Raw genomic sequence first — 23937 nt, forward strand, 5'->3', positions numbered from 1 at the left:
ATGCGGGGGAGAGTGGCCATCGGCCTGGCGGTGTGCGGCATGTTCCTGGGCGGCTGCGGAACCGGTGACGACGCTGCGCCGTCGAGCCAAGATTCGGCCGAAGCCTCCGCCGCTGAGCCTGGACCGTTCTTCGGCCAGTGCGGTTCGGTCGCGGACGAGGAAGTGCGTGGAGCGTTCGCGGTGACGGCGTTCACGATGATCACCCGTAACTCGGTGGGATGCGAATGGGAGGTTGCGGGTTTCTCCGGGCCGTCGGTCAGCTTCTCCTGGTATCGGGGCAGCCCCATCGACAGGGAGCGCTCCGGATCGGAATTGATCGGTAGACCGGCCGAGGACATCGAGATCGACGGTCACCCCGGATTCTCCGCCGCCACGGAGGGCTCCCTGTGTGAAGTCGGCGTGCAATTCGGTAAGGACTTCATGCATTGGTCGGTCTCGTACGGGGACCTGCGACCGTCGGCCGACCCATGCGGTGTCGCCGAACAACTCGCGACCCTGACCGTGGAGAGGTCCCAGTGAAAAAAGTCTTGATTCTGGCAGCGGCTCTCCTTCTCGCAGGCTGCAGCACAACCGTGCAGGGGACTCCGCGGGCGGCAGGTTTCGACGGTTCGGGAGGCGGGGATCTGCCCAACCTGTTGACCGAATGCGATTGGGTTCTCGACGACCAGATCGCGGCAAGCGTCGGCGGCGACGCCATCGCGCGTGGATTCTTCGGAGCCATCTGTCGCTGGGACGTCAGTGGCCCCAACGGCATCGTGAAGGTCACGTCCAACTGGTTCGAGAATGGATCGTTGGCCACCGAACGTGAAACCAACGAGAAGATGATGTACAGCGTTACCGACATTTCGGTGAAGGGACGCAACGCAATTCGTAGTCAGCCGCCCAAGGATCCCGACTCGTGCGGTGTCACGGCAGGCGGGCCCGACGCAGGCATCGTGGGGTGGTGGGTCCAGTACCTGCCAGGGTCGGGTCATCCGGACCCTTGTGCGGCGGCGACCGAGTTGATGGAACTGACTCTCGACCTGAGTCAGTAGATGTCCAAGCCCAGCCAGTAGCACAGCGGGGGTCGTTTTGACCCGAGGCGACGCCGCCGGGTATCGTAATGCGTCGTGTCCGGCATGCCCGGGCCGTCTGTGTGCCTATGCGAGGTACAGCCGTGCTCATGTTCGGATTCGAGCAAGCGATACGGCTGCCGTGTGGGGGTATGCGACACACCCGACCGCGGGGTGCAAGAGACCCGCGGAGGTAGTAAGGGTGAGGAGCAGTGTTCTCTTGCTCCAACTGCTAGATCCCTGAGTCTCGATCAAGATGAGACTCGTAACACGAAGAAAGCCGGTTCATGCCAACTATCAACCAGCTGGTCCGCAAGGGTCGCACCGATAAGGTGCGGAAGCTCAAGACCGCTGCCCTCAAGGGAAGCCCACAGCGTCGTGGCGTGTGCACTCGCGTGTACACCACCACTCCGAAGAAGCCGAACTCCGCTCTCCGTAAGGTCGCGCGCGTGCGCTTGACCAGTGCGGTCGAGGTCACTGCCTACATCCCCGGTGAAGGCCACAACCTGCAGGAGCACTCCATGGTGCTCGTTCGCGGTGGTCGTGTGAAGGACCTCCCGGGTGTGCGCTACAAGATCATCCGCGGCTCGCTCGATACCCAGGGCGTCAAGAACCGCAAGCAGGCTCGTAGCCGCTACGGCGCCAAGAAGGAGAAGAGCTAATGCCACGCAAGGGCCCAGCACCCAAGCGGCCGCTGATCAACGACCCGGTTTACGGCTCCCCGTTGGTCACGCAGCTCGTCAACAAGATCCTCATCGACGGCAAGAAGTCGACCGCTGAGCGCATCGTCTACCAGGCACTCGAGCAGGCGCGCGAGAAGACCGGCACCGACCCCGTCGTCACGCTCAAGCGTGCACTCGACAACGTCAAGCCGGCCCTCGAGGTTCGCAGCCGTCGCGTCGGTGGCGCCACCTACCAGGTGCCCGTCGAGGTTCGCCCCGGCCGTTCCACCACGTTGGCATTGCGCTGGCTGGTCACCTTCTCGCGTGCTCGTCGTGAGAAGACAATGGTCGAGCGTCTCGCCAACGAGTTGCTCGACGCCAGCAACGGCCTCGGTGCCGCTGTGAAGCGTCGCGAGGACACGCACAAGATGGCAGAAGCCAACAAGGCGTTCGCGCATTACCGCTGGTGATGCTTGTCGGGAAGGCGCGGAGCTTCACAGTCCGCGCACTTCACCGGCGCTTTACCTAGTACCTGGCCCCGTGCGAGAAATGCAGCGCTGGACCAGCCCCACCTCTTCGACTTATAAGACGGGATGAATTCCGTGGCACAGGAAGTGCTGACCGACCTTAACAAGGTCCGCAACATCGGCATCATGGCCCACATCGATGCCGGTAAAACCACTACCACCGAGCGCATCCTGTTCTACACCGGGGTGAACTACAAGATCGGTGAGACGCACGACGGTGCGTCGACGACAGACTGGATGGAGCAGGAGCAGGAGCGTGGCATCACGATCACGTCCGCTGCTGTCACGTGCTTCTGGAACAAAAACCAGATCAACATCATCGATACGCCCGGCCACGTCGACTTCACGGTCGAGGTCGAGCGTTCACTCCGCGTGTTGGATGGCGCCGTAGCCGTATTCGACGGCAAAGAGGGCGTCGAGCCTCAGTCGGAGCAGGTGTGGCGTCAGGCAGACAAGTACGACGTTCCGCGTATCTGCTTCGTCAACAAGATGGACAAGCTCGGTGCAGATTTCTACTACACCGTGCAGACCATCAAGGATCGGCTCGGTGCCACGCCTCTGGTCATCCAGCTGCCGATCGGCTCAGAGAGTGAGTTCGAGGGCGTCGTAGACCTCGTAGAAATGCGGGCACTGGTCTGGAGTGGCGAGACCAAGCTGGGCGAGGAGTACGAGGTTCGCGAGATCCCCGCTGACCTCAAAGAGCGCGCAGACGAGTACCGCACGTTGCTGCTCGAGACCGTAGCCGAGTCCGATGAGGCGCTTCTGGAGAAGCACTTCGGCGGCGAAGAGCTGACAGTCGAAGAGATCAAGGGCGCCATCCGCAAGATGACGGTCAACAGCGAGCTGTACCCGATTCTGTGTGGATCCGCGTTCAAGAACAAGGGCGTCCAGCCCATGCTCGACGCGGTCATCGACTACCTGCCGTCACCGCTGGACGTCGAGTCCATCACCGGCCAGGCAGTCGGCGATGAAGAAAAGTTGCTCACTCGCAAGCCTGCAGCCGACGAGCCGTTCGCGGCTCTCGCATTCAAGATTGCGACGCACCCGTTCTTCGGCAAGCTGACCTACATCCGGGTTTACTCCGGTCACGTCGAATCCGGAGCTCAGGTCATCAACTCGACCAAGGGCAAGAAGGAGCGTCTGGGCAAGATCTTCCAGATGCACTCCAACAAGGAAAACCCGGTGCCGTCTGCCAGCGTCGGTCACATCTACGCCGTGATCGGTCTGAAAGATACGACTACGGGTGACACCCTCTGTGATCCGCAGAACCAGATCATTCTCGAATCCATGAGCTTCCCGGATCCGGTCATCCAGGTCTCGATCGAGCCCAAGACCAAGTCCGACCAGGAACGTCTGGGAATGGCTATCCAGAAGCTGGCCGAAGAGGATCCGACCTTCTCCGTCAAACTGGACGAGGACACCGGTCAGACCGTTATCGGCGGTATGGGCGAGCTGCATCTCGATATCCTCGTCGACCGCATGAAGCGCGAATTCAAGGTCGAGGCCAATGTGGGTAAGCCGCAGGTCGCGTACCGCGAGACCATCCGCAAGACGGTCGAGAAGCACGATTACACCCACAAGAAGCAGACCGGTGGCTCCGGCCAGTTCGCGAAGGTCGTCATCAAGCTCGAGCCTTTCGAAGGCGAAGACGGCGCGACGTACGAGTTCGAGAACAAGGTCAGTGGTGGGCGTGTGCCGAAGGAATACATCGGTTCGGTCGACGCCGGAGCTCAGGACGCCATGCAGTACGGCGTTCTTGCCGGATACCCCCTGGTCAACGTCAAGCTCACGCTCCTCGACGGTGCGTACCACGACGTCGACTCGTCGGAAATGGCCTTCAAGGTCGCCGGCTCACAAGCGTTCAAGGAAGCCGCTCGCAAGGCCGGCCCTGTCATTCTCGAGCCCGTCATGGCCGTAGAGGTCATCACGCCCGAGGATTACATGGGTGAGGTCATCGGCGACTTGAACTCCCGCCGTGGTCAGATTCAGGCCATGGAGGAACGCAGCGGTGCCCGTATCGTCAAGGCACAGGTTCCGCTGTCGGAGATGTTCGGCTACATCGGAGACCTTCGGTCGAAGACTCAGGGCCGCGCTAACTACTCCATGGTGTTCGATTCCTACGCTGAAGTTCCTGTGAACGTCGCGAAGGAAATCATCGCGAAGGCAATGGGAGAATAATTTCTTCCTAGCTGGGCACGCTGTATCTGTTCCACCGCACGACCCCTGCAGTTCACAAGAGCTGTACGAGACAACCGCACTGCTGCATTAACGCAAGCACCAATCAGTCCAGGAGGACATAGTGGCGAAGGCGAAGTTCGAGCGGACGAAGCCGCACGTCAACATCGGAACCATCGGTCACGTTGACCACGGCAAAACGACGCTGACGGCAGCAATCACCAAGGTTCTGCACGACAAGTACCCGGACCTCAACGAGGCCTCGGCCTTCGATGAGATCGACAAGGCTCCGGAGGAGAAGGCTCGTGGTATCACGATCAACATCTCCCACGTCGAGTACCAGACCGAAAAGCGCCACTACGCACACGTAGACGCGCCCGGCCACGCCGACTACATCAAGAACATGATCACCGGTGCTGCGCAGATGGACGGCGCAATCCTGGTGGTAGCGGCAACCGACGGCCCGATGCCGCAGACGCGTGAGCATGTGCTCCTCGCCAAGCAGGTCGGCGTTCCGTACATCCTCGTCGCCCTGAACAAGTCCGACATGGTCGACGACGAAGAGATCATCGAGCTTGTCGAGATGGAGGTCCGCGAGCTTCTCGCTGCGCAGGACTTCGACGAGGATGCACCGGTTATCAAGGTGTCCGCACTCAAGGCACTCGAGGGTGACCCCAAGTGGGCCGAGAGCGTTCTCGAGCTCATGCAGGCCGTCGACGATTCCGTCCCGGACCCGGTCCGCGAGACGGATAAGCCGTTCCTCATGCCAGTCGAGGACGTCTTCACCATCACCGGCCGTGGCACGGTTGTGACCGGACGTATCGAGCGCGGCTCGGTCAACGTCAACGAAGAGGTCGAGATCGTCGGCATCCGCCCCGGCTCGACCAAGACCACGGTCACCGGTATCGAGATGTTCCGCAAGCTGCTCGACTCGGGCCAGGCCGGCGACAACGTCGGACTGCTCGTTCGTGGCATCAAGCGCGAAGATGTCGAGCGTGGACAGGTTGTCATCAAGCCGGGCACCACGACTCCCCACACGGAGTTCGAGGGCAACGCTTACATCCTGTCCAAGGACGAGGGCGGCCGTCACACGCCGTTCTTCAACAACTACCGCCCGCAGTTCTACTTCCGTACCACGGACGTTACGGGCGTCGTGACCCTTCCCGAGGGCACCGAGATGGTTATGCCCGGTGACAACACCGAGATGACTGTCGTGCTGATCCAGCCGGTCGCCATGGACGAGGGCCTGCGTTTCGCTATCCGCGAGGGCGGTCGTACCGTCGGCGCCGGTCGCGTCACGAAGATCATCAAGTGATCTAGCTTCACTCGAAAAGAGGCGCCCATCTCCGAAAGGAGATGGGCGCCTCTTTTTGTGTGCTCGTTACCCGGACCCGCTACACATCCCGCTTCACATCCCGCTTCATGGTCCACTCATACGATCAGATAGCTACAAGGGATCACTCACGCGCATCGAGCTACTTGGACGGCACCGCAGCGTTCACATGCATCTGGATCCGAAGAGCGACTGCTCCGCCTTCGACGGACTCGGCAACGAACTCCGCCTTCTTCTCGACGGCCCGTGTGAAGGCGTCGATGTCGATGGCAGGGGATGCCGACACGGTGACCGCTAGCGTTGCGGTCCCTCGGTCGTCGATCGCTCGGCCCCTGGAGGATTCGACTTCGGGGAACGTCGAGAGATCAGCGGCGATCCCGCGTGCCAGTGCGCCGAGGTCGACTCGGACCGCGAGGGCTTCCTCGGCGTAGATCTGCATCGTCCCGGTGCGCCGCGGCGACAGGTTACCGATAATCAGTGCAATTGCACCGATGGCGCTGACGATGGCAGTCGCGGCAAGTGCTGCCTCCCACCAATCTTGCGCAGGTAGTCCCGCGATCGTGGCCCGATCGAATCGAGACAGTGTGCGCACCGCGAGCGGAAGGTCGAAGTACCAGGCGAGCGCGAATGCACCGGCCCCGAGCAGCGCGATGCCGAGTAGAACGACGAGCAGACGGTCGACGAATGCAGTTGCGCGCTTCATCTGCGTGCCTGGTGGAGTCGGATTCGGGTTTCTCTGGCGTCGGCCAGTACCGACAGCGTCGGTGTCACAGCGTCACGGACAGCCTTGGTCAGCGCTTCGTCTTCGCCTGCTTCGGTTCGGTGTACCTCGACGGTGATGCGCTTCTTCGTGACCGTCGTGCGAGCAGATTCGACGCCGGGTACCTCCCCTGCGTGATCGCTGCACATGCGTGCGACGTCGGTTGGTCGCATCCACACCATCGGCGATTGCGATGTCGGCGACGTAACCCCGGTGTGTGTCTGCGTGCGGGGCTTGGCTCCGATGACGAGAAGTATCAGCCCGGCAATCATCGCCGCTCCCGAAGCGGTGATCATCCATGGCGCCCAATGCAACTCGGAAATCCAGTCGACCGCGTTGCGGATCCAGGGAGCCCCACCGATCGTGTCGTGCACGATCAAGAATTCGCGACCTGCGACGAAGGCCAGTGCCAGCAGGCCGAAGGCGAGCACAACGGCGACGGGGAGTGCGCCCGGACTTGCCGTCGGTGGGCGCGGCCTAGGTGTCGTAAAAGCCGTGTCGTCCGAGACCTGTTGTTCCACAGCTTCTCCGGCGGATGTGGCTGCGACCATGACGTTGAGCCGATACAAGGGCAGGCCCACGATGTTGTCGAGGGCACGGGCAACCTCGGTGTAGACGGCCTCGGAGACGTCGGCGATTCGGCACGGCCACGTCAGGCTGACGTAGAGGTTGATCGAGACGGAGTACTCGCCGACCGATGCATCTGCGCGCGGCAGGTCCCGGCCAGTCAAGCGTGATATTCCACCGACGCTACGGACGACGGCAGGCACTGTCAGGGCCGCTGCGACGGCCACGCGTTCGATGGCACGCTCCTTGATGACGAGAGTTCCTCGCCCGCCAGTGTCGGCCGATGCGGCGCGGGCTGTATCAACCACGGCCGCGACCGCGGCTACGCAGCAACGTAGAGAGGTCGAGTCGACCATCGAAGTGAGCACCGATCGCGACCCCTACGGCCCCGAGGAACAGCGCGAGTACGAATCCACTGAACCCGCCGATGATTCCAGCAAGCGCCAACAGCAAGCCCGTGAGCAACCCCGCGAGTGTGTACGTCATGGATGACTCCCTGTCGGTTGTATTGCGACGTCTTCGACGGTGACCACGATCGGTACCGACACGTGTGGCCCGACGGCATCGTGCACTGCGCGTGCGACCGCGTGCACGTCGCTGGGGTATTCGACGCTGATGTGGATCTCGCAGACTTCGGCGTCGATGCGGATTCCGACGATCCTACGACCGGGCAGGTACGTCGCGATCTCACCGAACTCGCCCGGATGCAGTGCGCTGACACCCGCAACACTCAGCGTGATCGACGCGATCGTGTCAGCGAGCTCGATCTCGCGCGGCGCGCTCACTGCACACGCGGTCGGAGGTCCGGATCAGGTCCGGTTTCGGTGTCGTCGAAGAGCATGACGTCGTAGACGGTGACGTTGACCTCGGTGACCTCGAGGCCCGTCATCCGTTCGACGGCAGTGATGATGTTGCGGCGAATACCTGCGGCCAGTTCGTGCAGCGCTACGCCGTATTCGGCGACGATGCCGATGTCGATCGCGGCCTGCTTCTCGCCCACCTCGACGGCCACTCCCTGGCTGTGGTTGACCCGGGCACCCGGTATCCGATCGCGGAGAGCTCCGACCGCTCTGGCTGTGCCGCCACCGACGTCGTAGACGCCGTCGATCTCGCGGGTGGCGATGCCGGCGATCTTTGCGACGACGGCATCGGCGATGATCGTTCGCCCCTGCGTGGTGGTCAGTGCTGCCGAACCCGCTGCAGCGAACCTGGGGTCTGTGGTCATACCTCTAATCGTAGTGATGCTGCCCCGGCGCGGCTACACAAAGCACAACCGGATTCGCGGGGCCCCCACGGCATCCGCGGGTTGTCTGCGGGAGCCGAAGCGGCCGGCCAGCGCCGAAATCCTCGCCGTCTGGTAAAGATCAGTCATGGCAATTGTGATCGTTGGAGCAGGGTTGGCGGGTCTGCGGACCGCCCAGGAACTACGCAAACTCGAGTACGGCGGCGACATCGTGCTCGTCGGTGACGAGAACCATTTGCCGTACGACAGACCTCCACTGTCGAAGGAGGTCATTCGCGGCGAACGTGAGGACACCACCTTCGAACCCGCCGAATACTTCCACGAGCACAACATCGAACTGCGTCTGGGCTCGGCTGCAGTAGCAGTGAATACCGCCGCACAGACTGTGGAATTGGCAGACGGATCGACTCTGGCCTACGACGAACTCGTGCTTGCGACGGGCCTGCATCCGCGGCGGATTCCCTCGCTACCGGATCTGGCGGGCGTGCACGTGCTGCGCTCGCGAGACGACGCCGCGGCACTACGCAAAGACGTCGAATCCAGCAGCCGTGCTCTTGTCGTCGGTGCAGGTTTCATCGGATGTGAACTCGCGGCAGGATTTCGGCACGCGGGTGCCGACGTCGTGATCGTCGAACCGCAACAGACACCGCTCGGTTCGGTGCTCGGTGCCGAGGTGGGCGAGCTCGTCGCTCGATTGCACCGGGAGGAGGGCGTCGATCTCAGGACCGGCATCGGCATCAAGACGCTGCGCGGATCCGATCGAGTAACCCATGCCGTGCTCACCGATGACACCGAACTCGAGGTCGACACCGTTGTGATCGGTGTGGGATCGACACCTGTCACAGCCTTCCTGGCGAGCTCGGGAATCGAGATCGCCGACGGTATCTCCGCGGACGCCGTCGGACGCACGAGCGATCCGCATGTGTGGACGGTCGGCGATGTCGCTGCATGGACCGTCGGCGAAGCGAAGAAGCGGGTCGAGCACTGGAGCAACGTCGGCGATCAGGTTCGGGTCATGGTGCCCGCAATCCTCGGTCACGAGGCAGCCCCGGCGCGTCCACAGGTGCCGTACTTCTGGAGTGACCAATATGATCTGAAGATTCAAGCGCTCGGAACGCCTTCTGCCGACGATTCTGTCAAGATTATCGACGATGACGGCAGAAAATTCTTGGCCTACTACTTCCGTGACGGAATTCTTACCGCTGTTGTCGGTGCCGGGAAAGCTGGAGGAGTGATGAAGATGCGTGCGAAGATCGGGCAGCCTTTTGAGTGAACTTCTCACGGCCCGTGATATCGCCGACGCGGAGGACGTTCTCGAGCCTGTCGTGCGGCGGACGCCTGTCGTGGCGTCGCGGATACTCTCCGATCTGACCGGTCACGAGGTGCGTCTCAAGTGCGAGAACTTGCAACGCACCGGCTCCTTCAAGCCGCGCGGGGCCTACAACCGGATCTCCCGGCTCACCGCATCCGAGCGCGCCAACGGAGTCGTCGCTGCGAGCGCAGGCAATCATGCACAGGGAGTCGCCTGGGCGGCAACCGAATTGAACATCGCCTCGACGGTGTTCATGCCGACCGGTGCCTCGCTACCAAAGCTCGTCGCCACCAAGGCCTACGGAGCCACGGTGAATCTCGTCGGCGATACCGTCGACGAGGCACTGACCCACGCGCGTGAGTTCGCGGAGCGGACCGGCGCCGTCCTGATACATCCGTTCGATCATGCCGACATCGTTGCTGGGCAGGCGACACTCGGAACCGAACTGCTCGGGCAGATGCCCGAGGTCGGCACCGTCCTCGTTCCGACCGGCGGCGGCGGTTTGCTGGCCGGCGTCGCCGCCGCGTTTCATTTCCACAAACCCGGTGTACGGATCATCGGGGTGCAGGCCGAGGGCGCGGCTGCGTGGCCGGCTTCGCTGAGTGCGGGCCACCCGATCGCAGCGGCATCGATGTCCACGATGGCCGACGGCATCGCGGTGGGGTTACCGGGGGCAGTGCCGTTCGCCCACGTGGCCGACTGGGTCGACGCCGTCGTTACCGTCAGCGAGGACGCGCTCTCGCGTGCGTTGCTGCTCTGCATCGAGCGGGCCAAACTCATCGTCGAGCCTGCAGGTGCAGCCGCGGTGGCCGCACTGATGAGCCGCGACGACCTCGAGCTTCGGGGTCCTGTCTGCGCGATCCTGTCCGGTGGCAACATCGATCCGCTGTTGCTGACCCATGTCATCACCCATGGGCTGCGCGCTGCAGGCCGATATTTGGCTGTCCGCGTCACGATTTCGGATCGACCGGGAGGCCTGTTGTCTCTGCTCGAGGTCGTCAAAAAACTTGGTGCGAGCGTCGTCGACGTCGTGCACTCGAGGACCGGTGGCCAGCTCGGCTTGGAGGAGGTCGAAGTCCTGCTCACCGTCGAAACTCGAGGTCCTATTCACCGTCAGGAGATTCTCGATGCGCTCGACGCATCGGCATTCGGGGTCGGAACGCTGTAGGACCGGCCTGCGCAAGAGTTCACGGACAAATCTGCGGAGCGGTACTTGTTCCCCCGATACTTGTCGGTGACTGCCCGTACGATCCGAGCGTGCCCTCAGGTCGGGGCGAACGTGCCCGATTAGTTTTCGACGCGCCAAGAGTCTGCAGTGTTCGAGACCTCCGTGTCTGCAGTAACGAGAAGTACGTGTTCATGACAAAGACAGGGGAGGGTACGTCGTGGCAAATGCCGTCGAAGTAGACAACCTCGTACTCGAGTACGGGAAGAACGTCGCGCTCAACGGAATCAGCTTCTCGGTGCCGGAGGGAACGGTTCTCGGAGTTCTGGGACCGAACGGCGCAGGCAAGACGACGGCGGTTCGCATCTTGGCGACGCTGTTGAAGGCGACGTCGGGAACCGCGAAAGTATTCGGCCTCGACGTCGCAAAGCAAGCAGACGAGGTCCGGTCCGCCATCGGGTTGACCGGCCAGTTCGCTGCGGTCGATGAGTACCTCACCGGTTACGAGAATCTCGAGATGGTCGGTCGCTTGTTCGGGCTGAAGAAGGCCGAGGCGCGCTCGCGCGCGGACAATCTGCTGGAACGGTTCGATCTGCTCGATGCTCGCGACCGCACAGCCAAGCAGTATTCGGGCGGTATGCGCCGCAGGCTCGACATCGCTGCCAGTCTCATCGGTCGGCCGCGGGTGCTGTTTCTCGACGAGCCCACAACCGGTCTCGATCCGCGCAGCCGAATCGGCATGTGGGACTTCATCTCCGATCTGGTCAAGGATGGTACGACCATTCTGCTGACCACGCAGTACCTGGAGGAAGCCGACCGGTTGGCAGACAAGATCATCGTCCTCGACAAGGGGTCGATCATCGCCGAGGGCACCGCTGATCAGCTGAAGGCGCAGGTCGGCGGCGAGCGTCTCGAGTTCGTACTCACCGATCCTGACGATCGGGCACGCGCTCATGAATTGTTGGCTCCGATCGGTGTCGACGAACCGCAGTGGGACGCGCAGGCCCGCCGAATCGTCATGTCGGTCGACGGTGGCGCGGACGACTTGACGACAGCCCTGTTGAAGCTGCGCGAAGCGGCTATCTCCGTGGTCGACGTCGGCTTGCGGCGCCCCAACCTGGACGACGTGTTCCTCAGTCTCACCGGCCATGCGACCGTGTCGGACGCTGCAGTGGAGGTAGACAAATGAGTGTCGTGCGCGATTCTCTGATCATCGGCAAACGCAATTTGATCAAGATCAAGCGGGTTCCGGATCTGCTGGTCTTCGCGACGCTGTCGCCCATTATGTTCGTGCTGCTGTTCGCGTACGTGTTCGGCAGTGCCGTCGACATTCCGGGCGGCGGCGACTACAAGAGCTTCTTGATGGGTGGCATCTTCGTTCAGACGATGATTTTCGGTGCCACGATCACCGGATCTTCGCTGGCAGAGGATTTGCAAAAGGGCGTTATGGACAGGTTCCGTTCGCTGCCGATGGCACGCTCGGCCGTGGTCATCGGACGAACTGCCGCCGACGTGGGCAACAACTTGGTGACCATCACGATCATGTCGATCACCGGTTTGATCGTCGGCTGGCGCATTACGACGTCGTTCTTCGAGGCCTTGGCGGGGTACGTACTGCTGCTGTTGTTCGCTTACTCGATCTCGTGGGTGATGGCGTTCGTCGGGCTGTCGGTACGGTCACCGGAAATCTTCAACAATGCGTCGTTCATCGTCATATTCCCCGTCACCTTCATCGCGAACACATTCGTGCCTATCGACGGCTTCCCGCCGGTGCTCAAAGCGATTGCCGAATGGAATCCGATCTCCTCGACCGTCCAGGCGGTACGCGAGTTGTTCGGCAACACAAGTCCTTTGGCGCCGCCGCCGGATGTGTGGCCACTGCAGAACCCAGTGCTCTATACGCTCATCTGGGTTGTCGTGCTGCTGGTGGTCTTCGTGCCGTTGTCGGTGCGTAAGTACGAGAGAACGCTTACTGCTTGAGGCTGGTCTCGAGGAAATCCAGAACCTCGGTCCACATCCGGCGCTGCGCCTTCGCGGTGCCTGCGGGCGTTCCACCGGACACAGTGTTGTAGTTACGGTCGACGGTCGTGGGCGTCGCGGGGGGACGCAGAACGTGACCGGCATTCGGCAGGATCAGCAACCGGTCCGTATTGCGTTTACGTCTGGCGATCAATGCGCGCGCCATCCGGTCGGACGGGTACGCCGCGTCGTCATCGCCGGCGATCGCAAGCAGCGGAGCGTCGATCCTCTCGACGGGGATGGTCGCGTCGTATACGTCTTTGTCGTTTTTCAGTCCGGCAGCGTACGCGGGTCGTAGCGACAGGGCTTGCGAGGTCGGTCCGGTCGAGAAGACCCTGCGGGCCGCCGTCTTGATCAGCTGTCCGATGAGCCGTTCGCTTCGAATGGGCATGTACGGCAACGGTTCACCGCCGACGGTAAGCGAAGACGTGCGGGGTGGAGGTCCACCGTTGGACCGGGCTTGCAGGACCACGTGGGAGGGCGCCATCGCGATGACGCCGCGGACCGGAAGGCTCGGAGTGCGGGCCAAAGCGGACAATGCCACCGACACCCCGACCGAGCAGGAGTAGACCGCAATGCGATGTCCGTCGACGCGTTCGTGGCCGGCAAAAGCTGCCATTCCTGCGGCGATCGCTTCTACCGGAATTTCCTCGAACTGCTCGGGGAGGCCGATGTCGTCCATATAAGACAGCACGGCTGCCACGTATCCATGTGAAGCGAGCAGTGCCGCGGTGGGCGCTGCCGTTCGTGCGCCCGTGGTGCCGGGGAGAACGATGACCCCGGCGAGCACATGGTCGCCGGTATCGGGCAGGTAGATCCGCAGTCGCCACCCGACGCCCGCGAGATCCTCGCGGACCAGGTCTTCGCCCCAGGTGCGACGCACTGTGGTGCTGGACGAGCCCTCCACCGCGTGCACCGAGATTCGATAGTCGAGTCCGCCGTCCGATCCGGCGAAGGTGACGGGTACGACGCCTTCGTCGACGAAGAGCATGTTCCACCACGGTCGATCGGGGTCGTTGATCAACAGTCGACCGTCGGCATCGATGTTGTAGTCCTGATGTGACACCCAGTGGTGGTTGTTCGCATCCACCGTCGCGACATCGAGATGGACTGGAAGTCCGGGTGCAACGCCCAGGACACGGAAGGTGGTGGGGCCGTCGATTGGGCCCTCGGCTGGGTCGACCTGCAGGGACACGGCATCCATTGTCCAAGTGTGCGCCGTGACCGCGTTCGGTGTCGGTCATATAACGCAAGTTTCCCCGGTCGGATGACTACCGACCGGGGAAACTCGACTGAACCGAAACGAATGTCTACGAGTGGTAAGGCTCTGCGCTGACGAGCGTGACCTTCATGATCTTGCCGTTCGGCAGCGTGTACTGACGGGTGTCGCCGACCTTGGCGTTGATGAGTGAACCACCCAGCGGCGAGCTAGGGGAGTAAACCTCGAGCTTGGAGTCGGTGGAACCCTCTTCGCGGGTGGCGATGAGGAAAGTCTCGGCGTCGGACTCGTCACCGTCGTAGTAGACCTTCACCACGGACCCGGGGAGCGCTACACCGGACTGGGTGGGCGCCTCGCCGACCTTGGCGGAGTTCAACAGTTCCTGCAGCTGGCGAATACGGGCTTCCTGCTGGCCCTGGTCCTCGCGTGCAGCGTGGTAGCCGCCGTTCTCTTTCAGATCGCCCTCTTCGCGTCGCTCGTTGATTTCGGCGGCGATGATCGGACGATTGGAAATGAGTTGGTCGAGTTCGCTCTTGAGCCTGTCGTGGGACTCCTGGGTAAGCCAGGTCACCTGGGTCTCGGTCATCTCGATCACTCCCTTGTAGTAGAAGTCGCGGTGGACTCCCAGTTTTATGCGGACGGCGCACGCGGCAAACCCGGGGATTGCAGTGTGCAGATCCCCTACGTTGTAGGCCCGTTTTTTGAGCCACTGGAGCGCAGCGTCAGCCGCGGGCCACAGTGCCGCCCTGGCCGTCAATGCAGCAATACACGGCTCCAAAGCGGAACCGTGTACCGGCCTATCTTACCACGAGCAGGCGCTAGGTCAGCCTGCACGCAAATAATCGGGGACTTTCAGGCTGCATCCGTAGATGTCGCCGACGGCGGGCGGTTGAGAAGTACGTATCTCCGACACTACCTCGACCTCGCGTGCGTCCGAGCCGGGTACGAGTACTTCGCGACGTCCGGTTTCCGATCCGTCACGCGAACGCGCCCGCACGATACAGACCGCGTCGTCCTGCGGATCTGCGCGCGTGACGCTGAAACGAATGGAGACGGTGGAATCGTCGAGCAGGTCGAACGCGAGGGCCGTTCCCTCGATGTCTTTCACCGAAAACTTCACGTACCCGATGTATGCGATCCCCAGGCCGGCGAGGAGCACCACGATAAGCAGCAGGTTCTTGGTGCGGCGGGAGACCGAACGTGACGTCGACGCGGGATATCGGCCTTCGGGGAGCGTGGAAGTCATGCATGCTTTCGTCGTGAAGGTTGGGGGAACTCGGTGTTCGCTGGTGGATCTACGGCAGCCGGTGCGCGTTGTGTCGGCGCCAAGTGGAACTATATGTGTAGGGAAGAAGCAGGCGAAGCTGAGGTGAGGAAAGAACGTGTCCGGACTACGGCTCATGGCGGTGCACGCCCATCCCGACGACGAATCGAGCAAAGGCGCAGCGACGACTGCTCGGTATGCCGCCGAGAACAACGATGTCCTGGTCGTGACGTTGACCGGTGGTGAACGAGGAGACATCCTCAATCCAGCGATGGACATCCCCGGTGTGAACGATCGCATCGAGGAAGTGCGGCGGGAAGAGATGGCTGAGGCGGCCCGCATTCTCGGGGTCCGTCAGCGATGGCTCGGTTTCATCGACTCGGGTTTGCCCGAGGGCGATCCGCTGCCCCCGCTCCCCGAGGGGTGCTTTGCGCTGGTTCCCCTCGAAGAGTCCACCGAGGCTCTGGTCAGAGTTATTCGCGAATTCAAACCGCACGTGATGACTACGTACGACGAGAAGGGCGGATACCCGCACCCGGACCACATCATGTGTCACGAGGTGTCGGTTGCGGCCTACGAAGCCGCTGGTGATCCCACGAAGTTCCCCGACGCCGGGGAACCGTGGACGCCACTCAAGCTCTATTACTCGCACGGTTTCCTCCGTAAGAGGATGCAACTGTTCAACGACTGGTTCGTCGACCGCGGCGAAGAGAGCCCTTTCGCCGACTGGTTGAAACGGTGGACCACGGACCGCGACGAAATTATGGAGAGAATCACCACTCAGGTCACCGCCGACGAATATTTCGAGCAACGCGACGACGCTTTGCGGGCGCATGCGACGCAGATCGATCCGAATGGGGTGTTCTTCGCCGTACCCGTCGATGTGCAGCGCAAGCTCTGGCCCACCGAAGAGTTCGAACTGGCGCGGACGCGGGTCAAGACGTCGTTGCCCGAAACCGATCTGTTCGCCGGCATCGAAACGAAGGACGTCTGAGTGATCATCTCGCTATTGGCCCAGCAGCCGACCGGCCCGGAGTTCGGTAAATCCTCGCCCGTCGGGCTGGTGATCATCGTCGCGCTTCTCGTCGGTACGGCTCTGCTGATCTGGTCGATGAACAAAAAGATCAAGAAGTTGCCCGAAACTTTCGAGAAGGAAGACCCGAGGCCAGATCAAGAACTCGACGAGGGGACCGATCGCGGCGCTCTGACGGTAGATCTACCCAAGACGTCGACCACGGACAAGACGTCGACCACGGACAAGGCGTCGACCACGGACAAGCGGGCCGACAAGGACGAGACTTAGCCGTGCTCGGTGCCAACGCACTCGGAGTATCGACCAGCCCTTACCTGCTTCAGCACGCGGACAATCCGGTGCATTGGCAGCAATGGTCGCCCGAGGCGTTGAACTCTGCAGTAGAACGCGATGTTCCGATCCTGCTCTCGATCGGGTATTCGGCCTGTCACTGGTGTCACGTGATGGCGCACGAGTCCTTCGAGGACGAGACGGTCGCGGCGCTGATGAACGCCAACTTCGTGTGCATCAAGGTCGACCGCGAGGAAAGGCCGGACCTCGACGCCGTCTACATGAACGCGACGGTGGCGATGACGGGCCAGGGCGGCTGGCCGATGACGTGCTTTTTGACACCCGACACCGAACCGTTCTACTGCGGTACTTACTTTCCGCCCAGACCTCGCGGGGGGATGCCCTCGTTCGAGCAGTTGCTGACCGCGATATCGGACACTTGGAGTACGCGTCGGGAAGAAGTGTTCGACGCATCTGCTGCGATCGTTGCTGCCCTCCGAAACAACTCCGGACAGATGCCGACATCGCAGCGTCCGATCGACTCCGACCTGATGGCAGAGGCCGTGGCCTCGGTACTCGAGGACGAAGACGTCGATCGTGGTGGCTTCGGCGGGGCACCCAAGTTTCCGCCGGGTGCACTGTTGGAGGGCCTACTGCGTCATTACGAGCGCACTGGCTCGGCAGCGGCACTCGAGACGGTCGAACGTACCGCGGCCGCAATGGCTCGCGGCGGAATCTACGACCAGATCGGTGGCGGGTTCGCGCGCTACTCGGTCGATGCGGAATGGGTCGTGCCGCACTTCGAGAAGATGCTCTACGACAACGCGCTTCTACTTCGGTTGTACGGGCACCTTGCCAGAGTAACGGGGGATCCGCTGGCCGTTCGCGTAGCCGAGGCGACCGCGGGCTTCCTGCTCCGCGAACTGCGAACCGACAACGGGTGTTTCGCCTCCGCTCTCGATGCCGACACCGACGGTGTGGAGGGATCGACCTACGCGTGGACACCGGAACAGCTCGTGGACGTTCTCGGATTCGAAGATGGCGTCTGGGCTGCAGGCCTGTTCGTCGTCGACAGCGCGGGGACATTCGAAGCGGGCATGTCGGTTCTGCAGTTGCCCGAGGATCCCGACGATCTCGAGCGGTACACGCGTGTGGCCGAACGTCTGCTTTCGGTTCGGGATCAGCGCCCACAGCCAGGCCGTGACGACAAGGTGGTCACCGCGTGGAACGGCCTCGCAATCACAGCACTCGCCGAAGTGGGCGCGGGACTGGGACGTTCGGAGTGGGTGGACGCCGCTGTCGCCTGCGGTGAACAGATCTTCGCGACACACTTCGAGAACGGACGACTGCGACGCGCCTCGCTCGGCACACACGTCGGCGTCGCAACAGGTGTGCTCGAGGACTACTCCTGCCTCGCCGTCGCATCGCTGGCGCTTCTCCAGGCCACCGGAGAGGAGATCTGGTCGATTCGGGCGCAGGCGATTCTCGACGCTGCGATCGAGCACTTCGCCGACCCGGATCATTCCGGCAGTTGGTTCGATACCGCCGATGATGCCGAAGTATTGGTGACGAGGCCGCGAGACCCACTCGACAATGCAACCCCGTCGGGAGCGTCGACGGTGACGGAGGCTCTTCTGACGGCAGAGGCACTTGTGCCGCCCGAGATGTCGGCTCGATACGGAGAGCTCGCCTCGGCCGGACTCGCCCGTGCGGCTCTGATTCTGGAACGGGCACCACGATCGGGAGGGCACTGGCTCACCGTCGCCGAGGCGTCTGTGCGGGGACCACTGCAGGTGGCCGTGTCGAGCGTCGGGAACAGCAGGCTGCTCGCCGTTGCTCGGGCGCACGCTCCCGGAGGTACGACGATCATGGCCGGAGCGGAGAACTCCAGCGCGCTGCTGGCGGATCGACCCATGATCGACGGTAACGAGGCGGCGTACGTATGTCGCGGCTTCGTGTGCGACCGCCCCGTCACCACCGAGGTCGAACTCATCGCCGCATTGCAGCGCTGACCCTGGCTAGAACAGCACCAACCACACGGCGACGAGGTGGCAGATCGCGGCAAGCACTGTGGCCGCGTGGAAGAACTCGTGATGCCCGAACGTAGTGGGCCAAGGATTGGGCCATTTCGTCGCGTACAGGATCGCTCCGACGCTGTACAGGACGCCGCCGACGAGCAAGAGAATGAAGGGTGCGAAGCCCACTTGCTCGATCAGCGTCGGTGCGACCGGCACGATGGCCCAGCCGAGAATCAGGTACAGCGGTACGCCCACCCAGACGGGTGCGAGAGGCCACAGCATCTTGAGTGCGACGCCGCTGAGTGCACCGATCCAGACGACGATCAGCAGAGTTCTGCCGGTTGCTGCCGGGAGTCCGAGTACGGCGAACGGCGTGTAGCTGCCGGCGATGAACAGAAAGATCATCGAGTGGTCGGCGCGCTTCATCCACGTGCGAGTGGCGGGGGTCTTCCAGTGGATTCGGTGGTAGGTAGCGCTGACTCCGAAAACGCCGCAGACGGTGCTCGCGTAGACAGCGGTTGCGATTCCGGCACTGACGGAGACCAAGGTGAAGGCCAACGTGACCAGGACGATGCCCGCCACAATGGAGACCGCGAAAGCGTAGAGATGAATCCACCCGCGCATCCGAGGTTTCGCGGGTAGTTGGTCGATCCCGAACATCGTCATGCGATCACTTCCTCTCGACTCCGAACTTACGCAACCGTAGGTTCGGTGATTACTCTACCGGCGAGTAGCTTCGTTTCGTCGGCGTAAGGTTGTGCTCCGTGGTGATCCGACTGTGGTGATGTCTCGGTGAAAATTCTCCCGACGAACGTTCGTAACGTGCTGTACAACGTGTACGAGCGGCGCTTGCTCATGCAGCTCGACGGCATGCGCCATCCGCGTCACGTTGCAGTGATGTGTGATGGAAATCGCCGGTGGGCACGTGAGAACGGCTTCACCGACGTCGCGCACGGGCATCGCATGGGTGCACTGAAGATCGCCGAGATGCTCGGTTGGTGCGACGCCGCGGGAATCGAGATGGCCACCATCTATCTACTCTCGACCGAGAATTTGTCCCGCGACCCCGACGAGCTCGATTCACTGCTCGAGATCATCACCGACGTCGTCGAGGAGATCTGCGGACCCGAGCAGAATTGGGGAGTCAAGATCGTCGGCACCCTCGAGCTCCTTCCACCTTCGACGGCGCGCAGGCTCGAAGAGGCCGCCGCTCATACCGCGGGGCGAACCGGAACGCATGTCAACGTCGCAGTGGGCTACGGCGGTCGTCAGGAAATCGCCGACGCAGTCCAGTTATTGGTGAGAGAGAAGATCGCCGAGGGACTCACCGGAGACGACTTGGTGAAATCCATCGACGTCGACGGCATCGATACTCACCTTTACACCTCCGGCCAGCCCGATCCAGATCTGGTGATCCGCACTTCGGGTGAACAACGGCTCTCCGGATTTCTGCTGTGGCAGAGCGCGTACTCGGAAATCTGGTTCACCGAGGCTTACTGGCCCGAATTTCGCCGAGTCGACTTCCTTCGGGCGCTGCGTGACTATGCAGCCAGGCATCGTCGATTCGGAATCTGAATACCGATCTACAACTTGCGTAATCGGAGCCTGTTGATGGCGTGATCGCTGTCCTTGCGCAGCACCATCGTGGCCCGAGGGCGCGTCGGCAGAATGTTCTCGACGAGGTTCGGCAGATTGATCGAGTGCCAGAGATCCTCGGCGGCCATACGTGCCTGCTCGTCGGGCAGATTCGCGTAGTGATGAAAGTGCGCGTCGGGATCGGCGAACGACGTCTTACGCAGCGCGAGAAAGCGCTTCACGTACCAGCGTTCGATGTCCTCGATTCTGGCGTCGACGTAGATCGAGAAGTCGAACAGATCCGAGACCATCAAACGTGAACCGGTCTGCAGAACGTTGAGGCCTTCGACAATGAGAATGTCCGGCTGACGAACCATGTGGAACTGGCCCTTCAGAATGTCGTAGGACACGTGCGAATAGACCGGTGCGGCAACCTCTTCGGCTCCCGATTTAACCTCGGTGACGAAGCGGAGCAGCTTGCGCCGATCGTAGCTCTCGGGAAATCCCTTGCGATGCAGGATGCCGCGGCGCATCAACTCTGTCGTCGAATACAGGAAGCCGTCGGTGGTGACCAGGTCGACGCGCGGATGGTGGTCCCACCGCGCGAGGAGTGCTTGCAGAACTCGGGCCGTGGTCGATTTTCCGACCGCGACACTGCCGGCGACCCCGATGACGAAGGGCACCTGACGATCCGGGTGCTTCTCTCCGAGAAATGTTGCAGTGGCCGCGAACAGCCGTTGCCGTGCGGCGACCTGGAGGTGAATGAGTCGGGCCAGAGGGAGATACACCTCGGCGACTTCTTCGAGATCGATCTGCTCACCCAAACCGCGGAGGCCGACGAGTTCCTCCTCGGTGAGCACCAGTGGCGTCGACTGCCGAAGAGTGCGCCACTGGGCGCGATCGAACTCGACGTAGGGGCTGGGTTCGCTCATTCGGAGGTACACACCTCGTGTGCCTGGTGCGTACCTGGGAGTACGCACCAGGCGCACGAGGGACACTGAAGTCGCATGGCTTCAGATTGTGCTTGGTGCCACTGATACTCACACGGGCGGGGTAGTTCACTGTTCGTTCATCTCACTGCGGCCACTATCGTCGGATCTTATGAACGCCGATTCCCTCGTCCGTGAGTATCTACAACTCGGTCTGAGTTTCGACCGACTCGAAGAGGGCTTCGTCGACGCGTACACCGGTGATCCCGAGTTGCGTCGACAGACCGAGAATGCGCCTGCTCCCGATCCTGCTGCCCTCGCGCGGCAAGCCGTCGCATTGCGGGCCGAGTTGGCCAATACCGATCTGTCGGCGCAGCGTGCCGAGTTCATCGATGTCCACCTGCGCGCGCTGGAATGCTCGGGCCGCAAGTTTGCAGGCGAAGACATCGGTTTCGTCGACGAGGTCTTCGCATACTTCGATGTCCGCATCGAACCCGGGGACCAGGACCACTATGCGCAGGCACACCGAAAGATGGACGAGGTGTTGTCGGGTCCGGGTTCGCTCGCCGAGCGATTGGCTGCTCATCGCACCAGAGACGTCATCCCGGCCGATCGACTGCAGGAATGCGTCGACGCCTTCTCGAGTGCCTTGCGTGACCTCGTGCGAGCAGAGTATTCACTGCCCGAGACCGAACAGGTGCGTTACGAGGTGGTGGGGGACAAGCCGTGGTCGGGATTCAACTATTACCTCGGAGACTTCAAGTCCACCGTGGCCATCAACTCCGATCTCGAACAGCACATGGCGAACCTCCCGCACCTCATCGCGCATGAGTCCTACCCCGGACATCACACCGAGCATTGCCGGAAAGAGATGGGCCTCGTCGGTGCCGGGCAGCAGGAACAGACCCTGTTTCTCGTCAACACTCCGCAATGCCTGATGGCGGAGGGGCTTGCCGATCTGGCGCTCGAGTCGATCGTCGGACCGGGGTGGGGACTGTGGGCGCAGGAAATCTACGCCGACCTCGGCCTGCGGTTCGACGGGGACAAGGCCGAGCGACTGTCGACGGCGTCGGGCCAGCTGCTCGGGGTGCGGCAGGACGCGGCATTGTTGCTGCACGATCGACACAAGAGTCAGGATGACGTCGCTGCGTACCTGGAAAAATGGGGCCTCGCATCGCCCAAGCGTGCTCGGCAGAGTCTGAAGTTCTTGTCCTCGCCGTTGTGGCGTGCCTACAGCAGCACATACGTCGAGGGCTACAAACTTCTCGGTGGTTGGTTGGCTCAGGGCAAGACCGTCAGCGAGCGATCGGCGTTGTTCGGACGCCTCCTCGACGAGCCGCTGACACCGGGGCAATTACGCATCTCGTAAACTGAGGGCGCCCACATTGCTGCCCTCATTTGGAGACCCCTGTTATGACTGACGTCAACAACCTGTCCCTTGCCGAACTCGATCCTGAGGTCGCCGAGGCCATGGCAGGCGAACTGGGGCGTCAGCGTGACACGCTCGAGATGATCGCATCGGAGAATTTCGTTCCTCGTGCCGTTCTACAGGCACAGGGCAGCGTGCTGACGAACAAGTACGCCGAGGGTTACCCGGGCCGTCGCTACTACGGTGGCTGCGAGCATGTCGATGTCATCGAGGACCTGGCCCGTAACCGTGCCAAAGAACTCTTCGGCGCCGAGTTCGCCAACGTCCAGCCGCACGCCGGTGCGCAGGCCAACGCGGCAGTGTTGATGGCACTGATCAACCCGGGCGACAAGATCATGGGCCTCGATCTGGCACACGGCGGCCACCTCACGCACGGTATGAAGCTGAACTTCTCCGGCAAGCTGTACGAGGTCGAGTCCTACGGCGTCAGCAAAGAAGACCACCGCATCGATATGGATCAGGTCCGCAAGCAGGCCATCGCGGCCAAGCCGCAGGTCCTGATCGCCGGCTGGTCCGCCTACCCGCGATTCCAGGACTTCGAAGCCTTCCGTTCCATCGCTGACGAGGTCGGCGCATTGCTGTGGGTCGATATGGCGCACTTCGCCGGACTCGTCGCAGCAGGGCTGCATCCCTCGCCCGTTCCCTACGCCGACGTCGTTTCCTCGACCGTGCACAAAACACTCGGCGGACCCCGGTCCGGCCTGATCCTCGCGAAGAAGGAATGGGCTAAGAAGCTCAACTCCGCAGTGTTCCCCGGCCAGCAGGGCGGCCCACTCATGCATGCGATTGCCGCCAAGGCCGTCGCTTTCAAGATCGCTGCGACGCCGGAGTTCAAGGAGCGCCAGGAGCGCACCCTCCTCGGAGCTTCGCTCCTCGCGGATCGCCTGAACGGCAAAGACATCGCGGACAAGGGAATCTCGGTTCTCACCGGCGGCACCGACGTGCACCTCGCGCTGGTGGACCTGCGTAACAGCCAGCTCGACGGCCAGCAGGCCGAGGACCTCCTTCACGAGGTCGGCATCACCGTCAACCGCAACGCCGTACCGTTCGATCCGCGCCCGCCGATGGTCACCTCCGGCCTGCGCATCGGCACCTCGGCCCTCGCGACGCGTGGCTTCGGCGAAGCAGAGTTCACCGAGGTAGCCGACATCATCGGCACCGCCCTCGCCACCGGCGAAGCCAGTGACTCGTTGAAAGAGCGCGTCGTCAAGGTCGCACAGAGCAAGCCGCTCTACGACGGCCTCGAAGACTGGGGCCTGATCGGCTGATTGCCACCCTCTTCGCTCGGGGTCGGCTGGTCTGATCCGATCGCCTTTTGCTCGCTTGAATGGTTCATTCATACGATTGATTCGTATGAATGAACCATTCAAGCTGGGGGATGGGGA

26 protein-coding genes are annotated in these 23937 nt (G+C 62.3%); 16 read left to right on the top strand and 10 right to left on the bottom strand.

Annotation, left to right across the window (positions count from 1 at the left end; translation table 11 throughout):
- The 6 genes from H2510_RS08705 (at position 1) to tuf (ending at position 5731) form a co-directional block, all read left to right on the top strand.
- Positions 1-519 carry a DUF3558 domain-containing protein gene (locus tag H2510_RS08705; RefSeq protein WP_186627914.1) on the top strand — a complete coding sequence of 173 codons (519 nt, stop codon included), beginning with the start codon at positions 1-3 and terminating at the stop codon, positions 517-519.
- A complete protein-coding gene (locus tag H2510_RS08710; protein WP_315901300.1) occupies positions 516-1034 on the top strand; it encodes a DUF3558 domain-containing protein in 519 nt (172 codons plus the stop codon). Before H2510_RS08705 ends, H2510_RS08710 begins: the two co-directional genes overlap by 4 nt.
- Before the next feature lie 305 nt (positions 1035-1339).
- The gene (gene rpsL / locus H2510_RS08715; RefSeq protein WP_072805599.1) at positions 1340-1714 is read left to right on the top strand and encodes a 30S ribosomal protein S12; all 375 of its coding nucleotides are present in this window, start codon (positions 1340-1342) and stop codon (positions 1712-1714) included.
- Positions 1714-2184 (top strand): 30S ribosomal protein S7, encoded by a 471-nt coding sequence (rpsG, locus tag H2510_RS08720; protein WP_072805598.1) that lies wholly within the window; start codon positions 1714-1716, stop codon positions 2182-2184. The genes rpsL and rpsG overlap by 1 nt, the downstream gene beginning before the upstream one ends.
- A gap of 132 nt (positions 2185-2316) precedes the next feature.
- On the top strand, positions 2317-4419 hold the full coding sequence (gene fusA, locus H2510_RS08725) for an elongation factor G (RefSeq protein WP_186627918.1): 2103 nt from the start codon (positions 2317-2319) through the stop codon (positions 4417-4419).
- A gap of 121 nt (positions 4420-4540) precedes the next feature.
- A complete protein-coding gene (tuf, locus tag H2510_RS08730; RefSeq protein WP_136171228.1) occupies positions 4541-5731 on the top strand; it encodes an elongation factor Tu in 1191 nt (396 codons plus the stop codon).
- A gap of 160 nt (positions 5732-5891) precedes the next feature.
- Here tuf and H2510_RS08735 read toward each other — a convergent pair whose 3' ends face one another.
- From H2510_RS08735 to H2510_RS08755, 5 genes are read right to left on the bottom strand one after another with little or no spacing between them, the layout of a single operon-like run.
- The gene (locus H2510_RS08735; RefSeq protein ID WP_186627920.1) at positions 5892-6452 is read right to left on the bottom strand and encodes a hypothetical protein; all 561 of its coding nucleotides are present in this window, start codon (positions 6450-6452) and stop codon (positions 5892-5894) included.
- On the bottom strand, positions 6449-7384 hold the full coding sequence (locus H2510_RS08740) for a DUF6286 domain-containing protein (RefSeq protein WP_315901301.1): 936 nt from the start codon (positions 7382-7384) through the stop codon (positions 6449-6451). The genes H2510_RS08735 and H2510_RS08740 overlap by 4 nt, the downstream gene beginning before the upstream one ends.
- Positions 7377-7562, bottom strand: a complete 186-nt coding sequence (locus tag H2510_RS08745; protein WP_186627922.1) for a DUF2273 domain-containing protein — start codon at positions 7560-7562, stop codon at positions 7377-7379. Before H2510_RS08745 ends, H2510_RS08740 begins: the two co-directional genes overlap by 8 nt.
- Entirely contained in the window at positions 7559-7861 is a 303-nt protein-coding gene (locus H2510_RS08750) for a hypothetical protein (RefSeq protein ID WP_186627923.1), read from the bottom strand. Before H2510_RS08750 ends, H2510_RS08745 begins: the two co-directional genes overlap by 4 nt.
- Positions 7858-8301 carry an Asp23/Gls24 family envelope stress response protein gene (locus H2510_RS08755; protein ID WP_084346097.1) on the bottom strand — a complete coding sequence of 148 codons (444 nt, stop codon included), beginning with the start codon at positions 8299-8301 and terminating at the stop codon, positions 7858-7860. The genes H2510_RS08750 and H2510_RS08755 overlap by 4 nt, the downstream gene beginning before the upstream one ends.
- Before the next feature lie 145 nt (positions 8302-8446).
- Between H2510_RS08755 and H2510_RS08760 the strand changes: the two genes are divergently transcribed.
- The 4 genes from H2510_RS08760 (at position 8447) to H2510_RS08775 (ending at position 12776) form a co-directional block, all read left to right on the top strand.
- A complete protein-coding gene (locus H2510_RS08760) occupies positions 8447-9592 on the top strand; it encodes an NAD(P)/FAD-dependent oxidoreductase (RefSeq protein ID WP_186627925.1) in 1146 nt (381 codons plus the stop codon).
- Entirely contained in the window at positions 9585-10799 is a 1215-nt protein-coding gene (ilvA, locus tag H2510_RS08765; protein WP_222438464.1) for a threonine ammonia-lyase, read from the top strand. Before H2510_RS08760 ends, ilvA begins: the two co-directional genes overlap by 8 nt.
- A gap of 217 nt (positions 10800-11016) precedes the next feature.
- Entirely contained in the window at positions 11017-11985 is a 969-nt protein-coding gene (locus H2510_RS08770; RefSeq protein ID WP_186627929.1) for an ATP-binding cassette domain-containing protein, read from the top strand.
- Positions 11982-12776: an ABC transporter permease gene (locus tag H2510_RS08775; RefSeq protein WP_084346093.1), complete on the top strand. Its 795-nt coding sequence runs from the start codon at positions 11982-11984 to the stop codon at positions 12774-12776. Before H2510_RS08770 ends, H2510_RS08775 begins: the two co-directional genes overlap by 4 nt.
- On the opposite strand, the gene H2510_RS08780 is transcribed toward H2510_RS08775, so the two are convergent.
- The 3 genes from H2510_RS08780 to H2510_RS08790 all read right to left on the bottom strand — a co-directional run bounded on the left by H2510_RS08780 (position 12766) and on the right by H2510_RS08790 (position 15280).
- Positions 12766-14019, bottom strand: a complete 1254-nt coding sequence (locus H2510_RS08780) for an acyl-CoA thioester hydrolase/BAAT C-terminal domain-containing protein (RefSeq protein WP_186627930.1) — start codon at positions 14017-14019, stop codon at positions 12766-12768. The two genes, H2510_RS08775 and H2510_RS08780, sit on opposite strands and share 11 nt — an antisense overlap.
- Positions 14020-14125: 106 nt before the next feature.
- The gene (greA, locus tag H2510_RS08785; RefSeq protein WP_084346091.1) at positions 14126-14620 is read right to left on the bottom strand and encodes a transcription elongation factor GreA; all 495 of its coding nucleotides are present in this window, start codon (positions 14618-14620) and stop codon (positions 14126-14128) included.
- Between the two features lie 237 nt (positions 14621-14857).
- Complete coding sequence (locus H2510_RS08790; RefSeq protein WP_186627932.1) at positions 14858-15280, bottom strand: DUF4307 domain-containing protein; 423 nt, start codon at positions 15278-15280, stop codon at positions 14858-14860.
- A 136-nt stretch (positions 15281-15416) separates the two neighbouring features.
- On the opposite strand from H2510_RS08790, the gene mca reads away from it, so the two are divergent.
- From mca to H2510_RS08805, 3 genes are read left to right on the top strand one after another with little or no spacing between them, the layout of a single operon-like run.
- Positions 15417-16292, top strand: a complete 876-nt coding sequence (mca, locus tag H2510_RS08795) for a mycothiol conjugate amidase Mca (RefSeq protein ID WP_186627933.1) — start codon at positions 15417-15419, stop codon at positions 16290-16292.
- Positions 16293-16601 carry a hypothetical protein gene (locus H2510_RS08800; protein WP_186627934.1) on the top strand — a complete coding sequence of 103 codons (309 nt, stop codon included), beginning with the start codon at positions 16293-16295 and terminating at the stop codon, positions 16599-16601.
- Between the two features lie 2 nt (positions 16602-16603).
- Entirely contained in the window at positions 16604-18613 is a 2010-nt protein-coding gene (locus tag H2510_RS08805) for a thioredoxin domain-containing protein (protein ID WP_186627935.1), read from the top strand.
- Between the two features lie 6 nt (positions 18614-18619).
- Here the strand turns inward: H2510_RS08805 and H2510_RS08810 are convergent, their stop codons facing one another.
- On the bottom strand, positions 18620-19285 hold the full coding sequence (locus tag H2510_RS08810; RefSeq protein ID WP_186627936.1) for a hemolysin III family protein: 666 nt from the start codon (positions 19283-19285) through the stop codon (positions 18620-18622).
- Between the two features lie 126 nt (positions 19286-19411).
- On the opposite strand from H2510_RS08810, the gene H2510_RS08815 reads away from it, so the two are divergent.
- Complete coding sequence (locus H2510_RS08815) at positions 19412-20194, top strand: isoprenyl transferase (RefSeq protein WP_084346085.1); 783 nt, start codon at positions 19412-19414, stop codon at positions 20192-20194.
- An 8-nt stretch (positions 20195-20202) separates the two neighbouring features.
- Here the strand turns inward: H2510_RS08815 and coaA are convergent, their stop codons facing one another.
- Positions 20203-21126: a type I pantothenate kinase gene (coaA, locus tag H2510_RS08820; RefSeq protein ID WP_186627937.1), complete on the bottom strand. Its 924-nt coding sequence runs from the start codon at positions 21124-21126 to the stop codon at positions 20203-20205.
- 169 nt (positions 21127-21295) lie between these two features.
- On the opposite strand from coaA, the gene H2510_RS08825 reads away from it, so the two are divergent.
- Entirely contained in the window at positions 21296-22492 is a 1197-nt protein-coding gene (locus tag H2510_RS08825) for a DUF885 domain-containing protein (RefSeq protein WP_186627938.1), read from the top strand.
- A gap of 44 nt (positions 22493-22536) precedes the next feature.
- Entirely contained in the window at positions 22537-23820 is a 1284-nt protein-coding gene (glyA, locus tag H2510_RS08830) for a serine hydroxymethyltransferase (RefSeq protein WP_186627940.1), read from the top strand.
- The last annotated feature ends 117 nt before the right edge of the window (positions 23821-23937 follow it).

It is taken from the genome of Rhodococcus sp. BP22 (assembly GCF_014281965.1).
Lineage (GTDB): Bacteria > Actinomycetota > Actinomycetes > Mycobacteriales > Mycobacteriaceae > Rhodococcoides.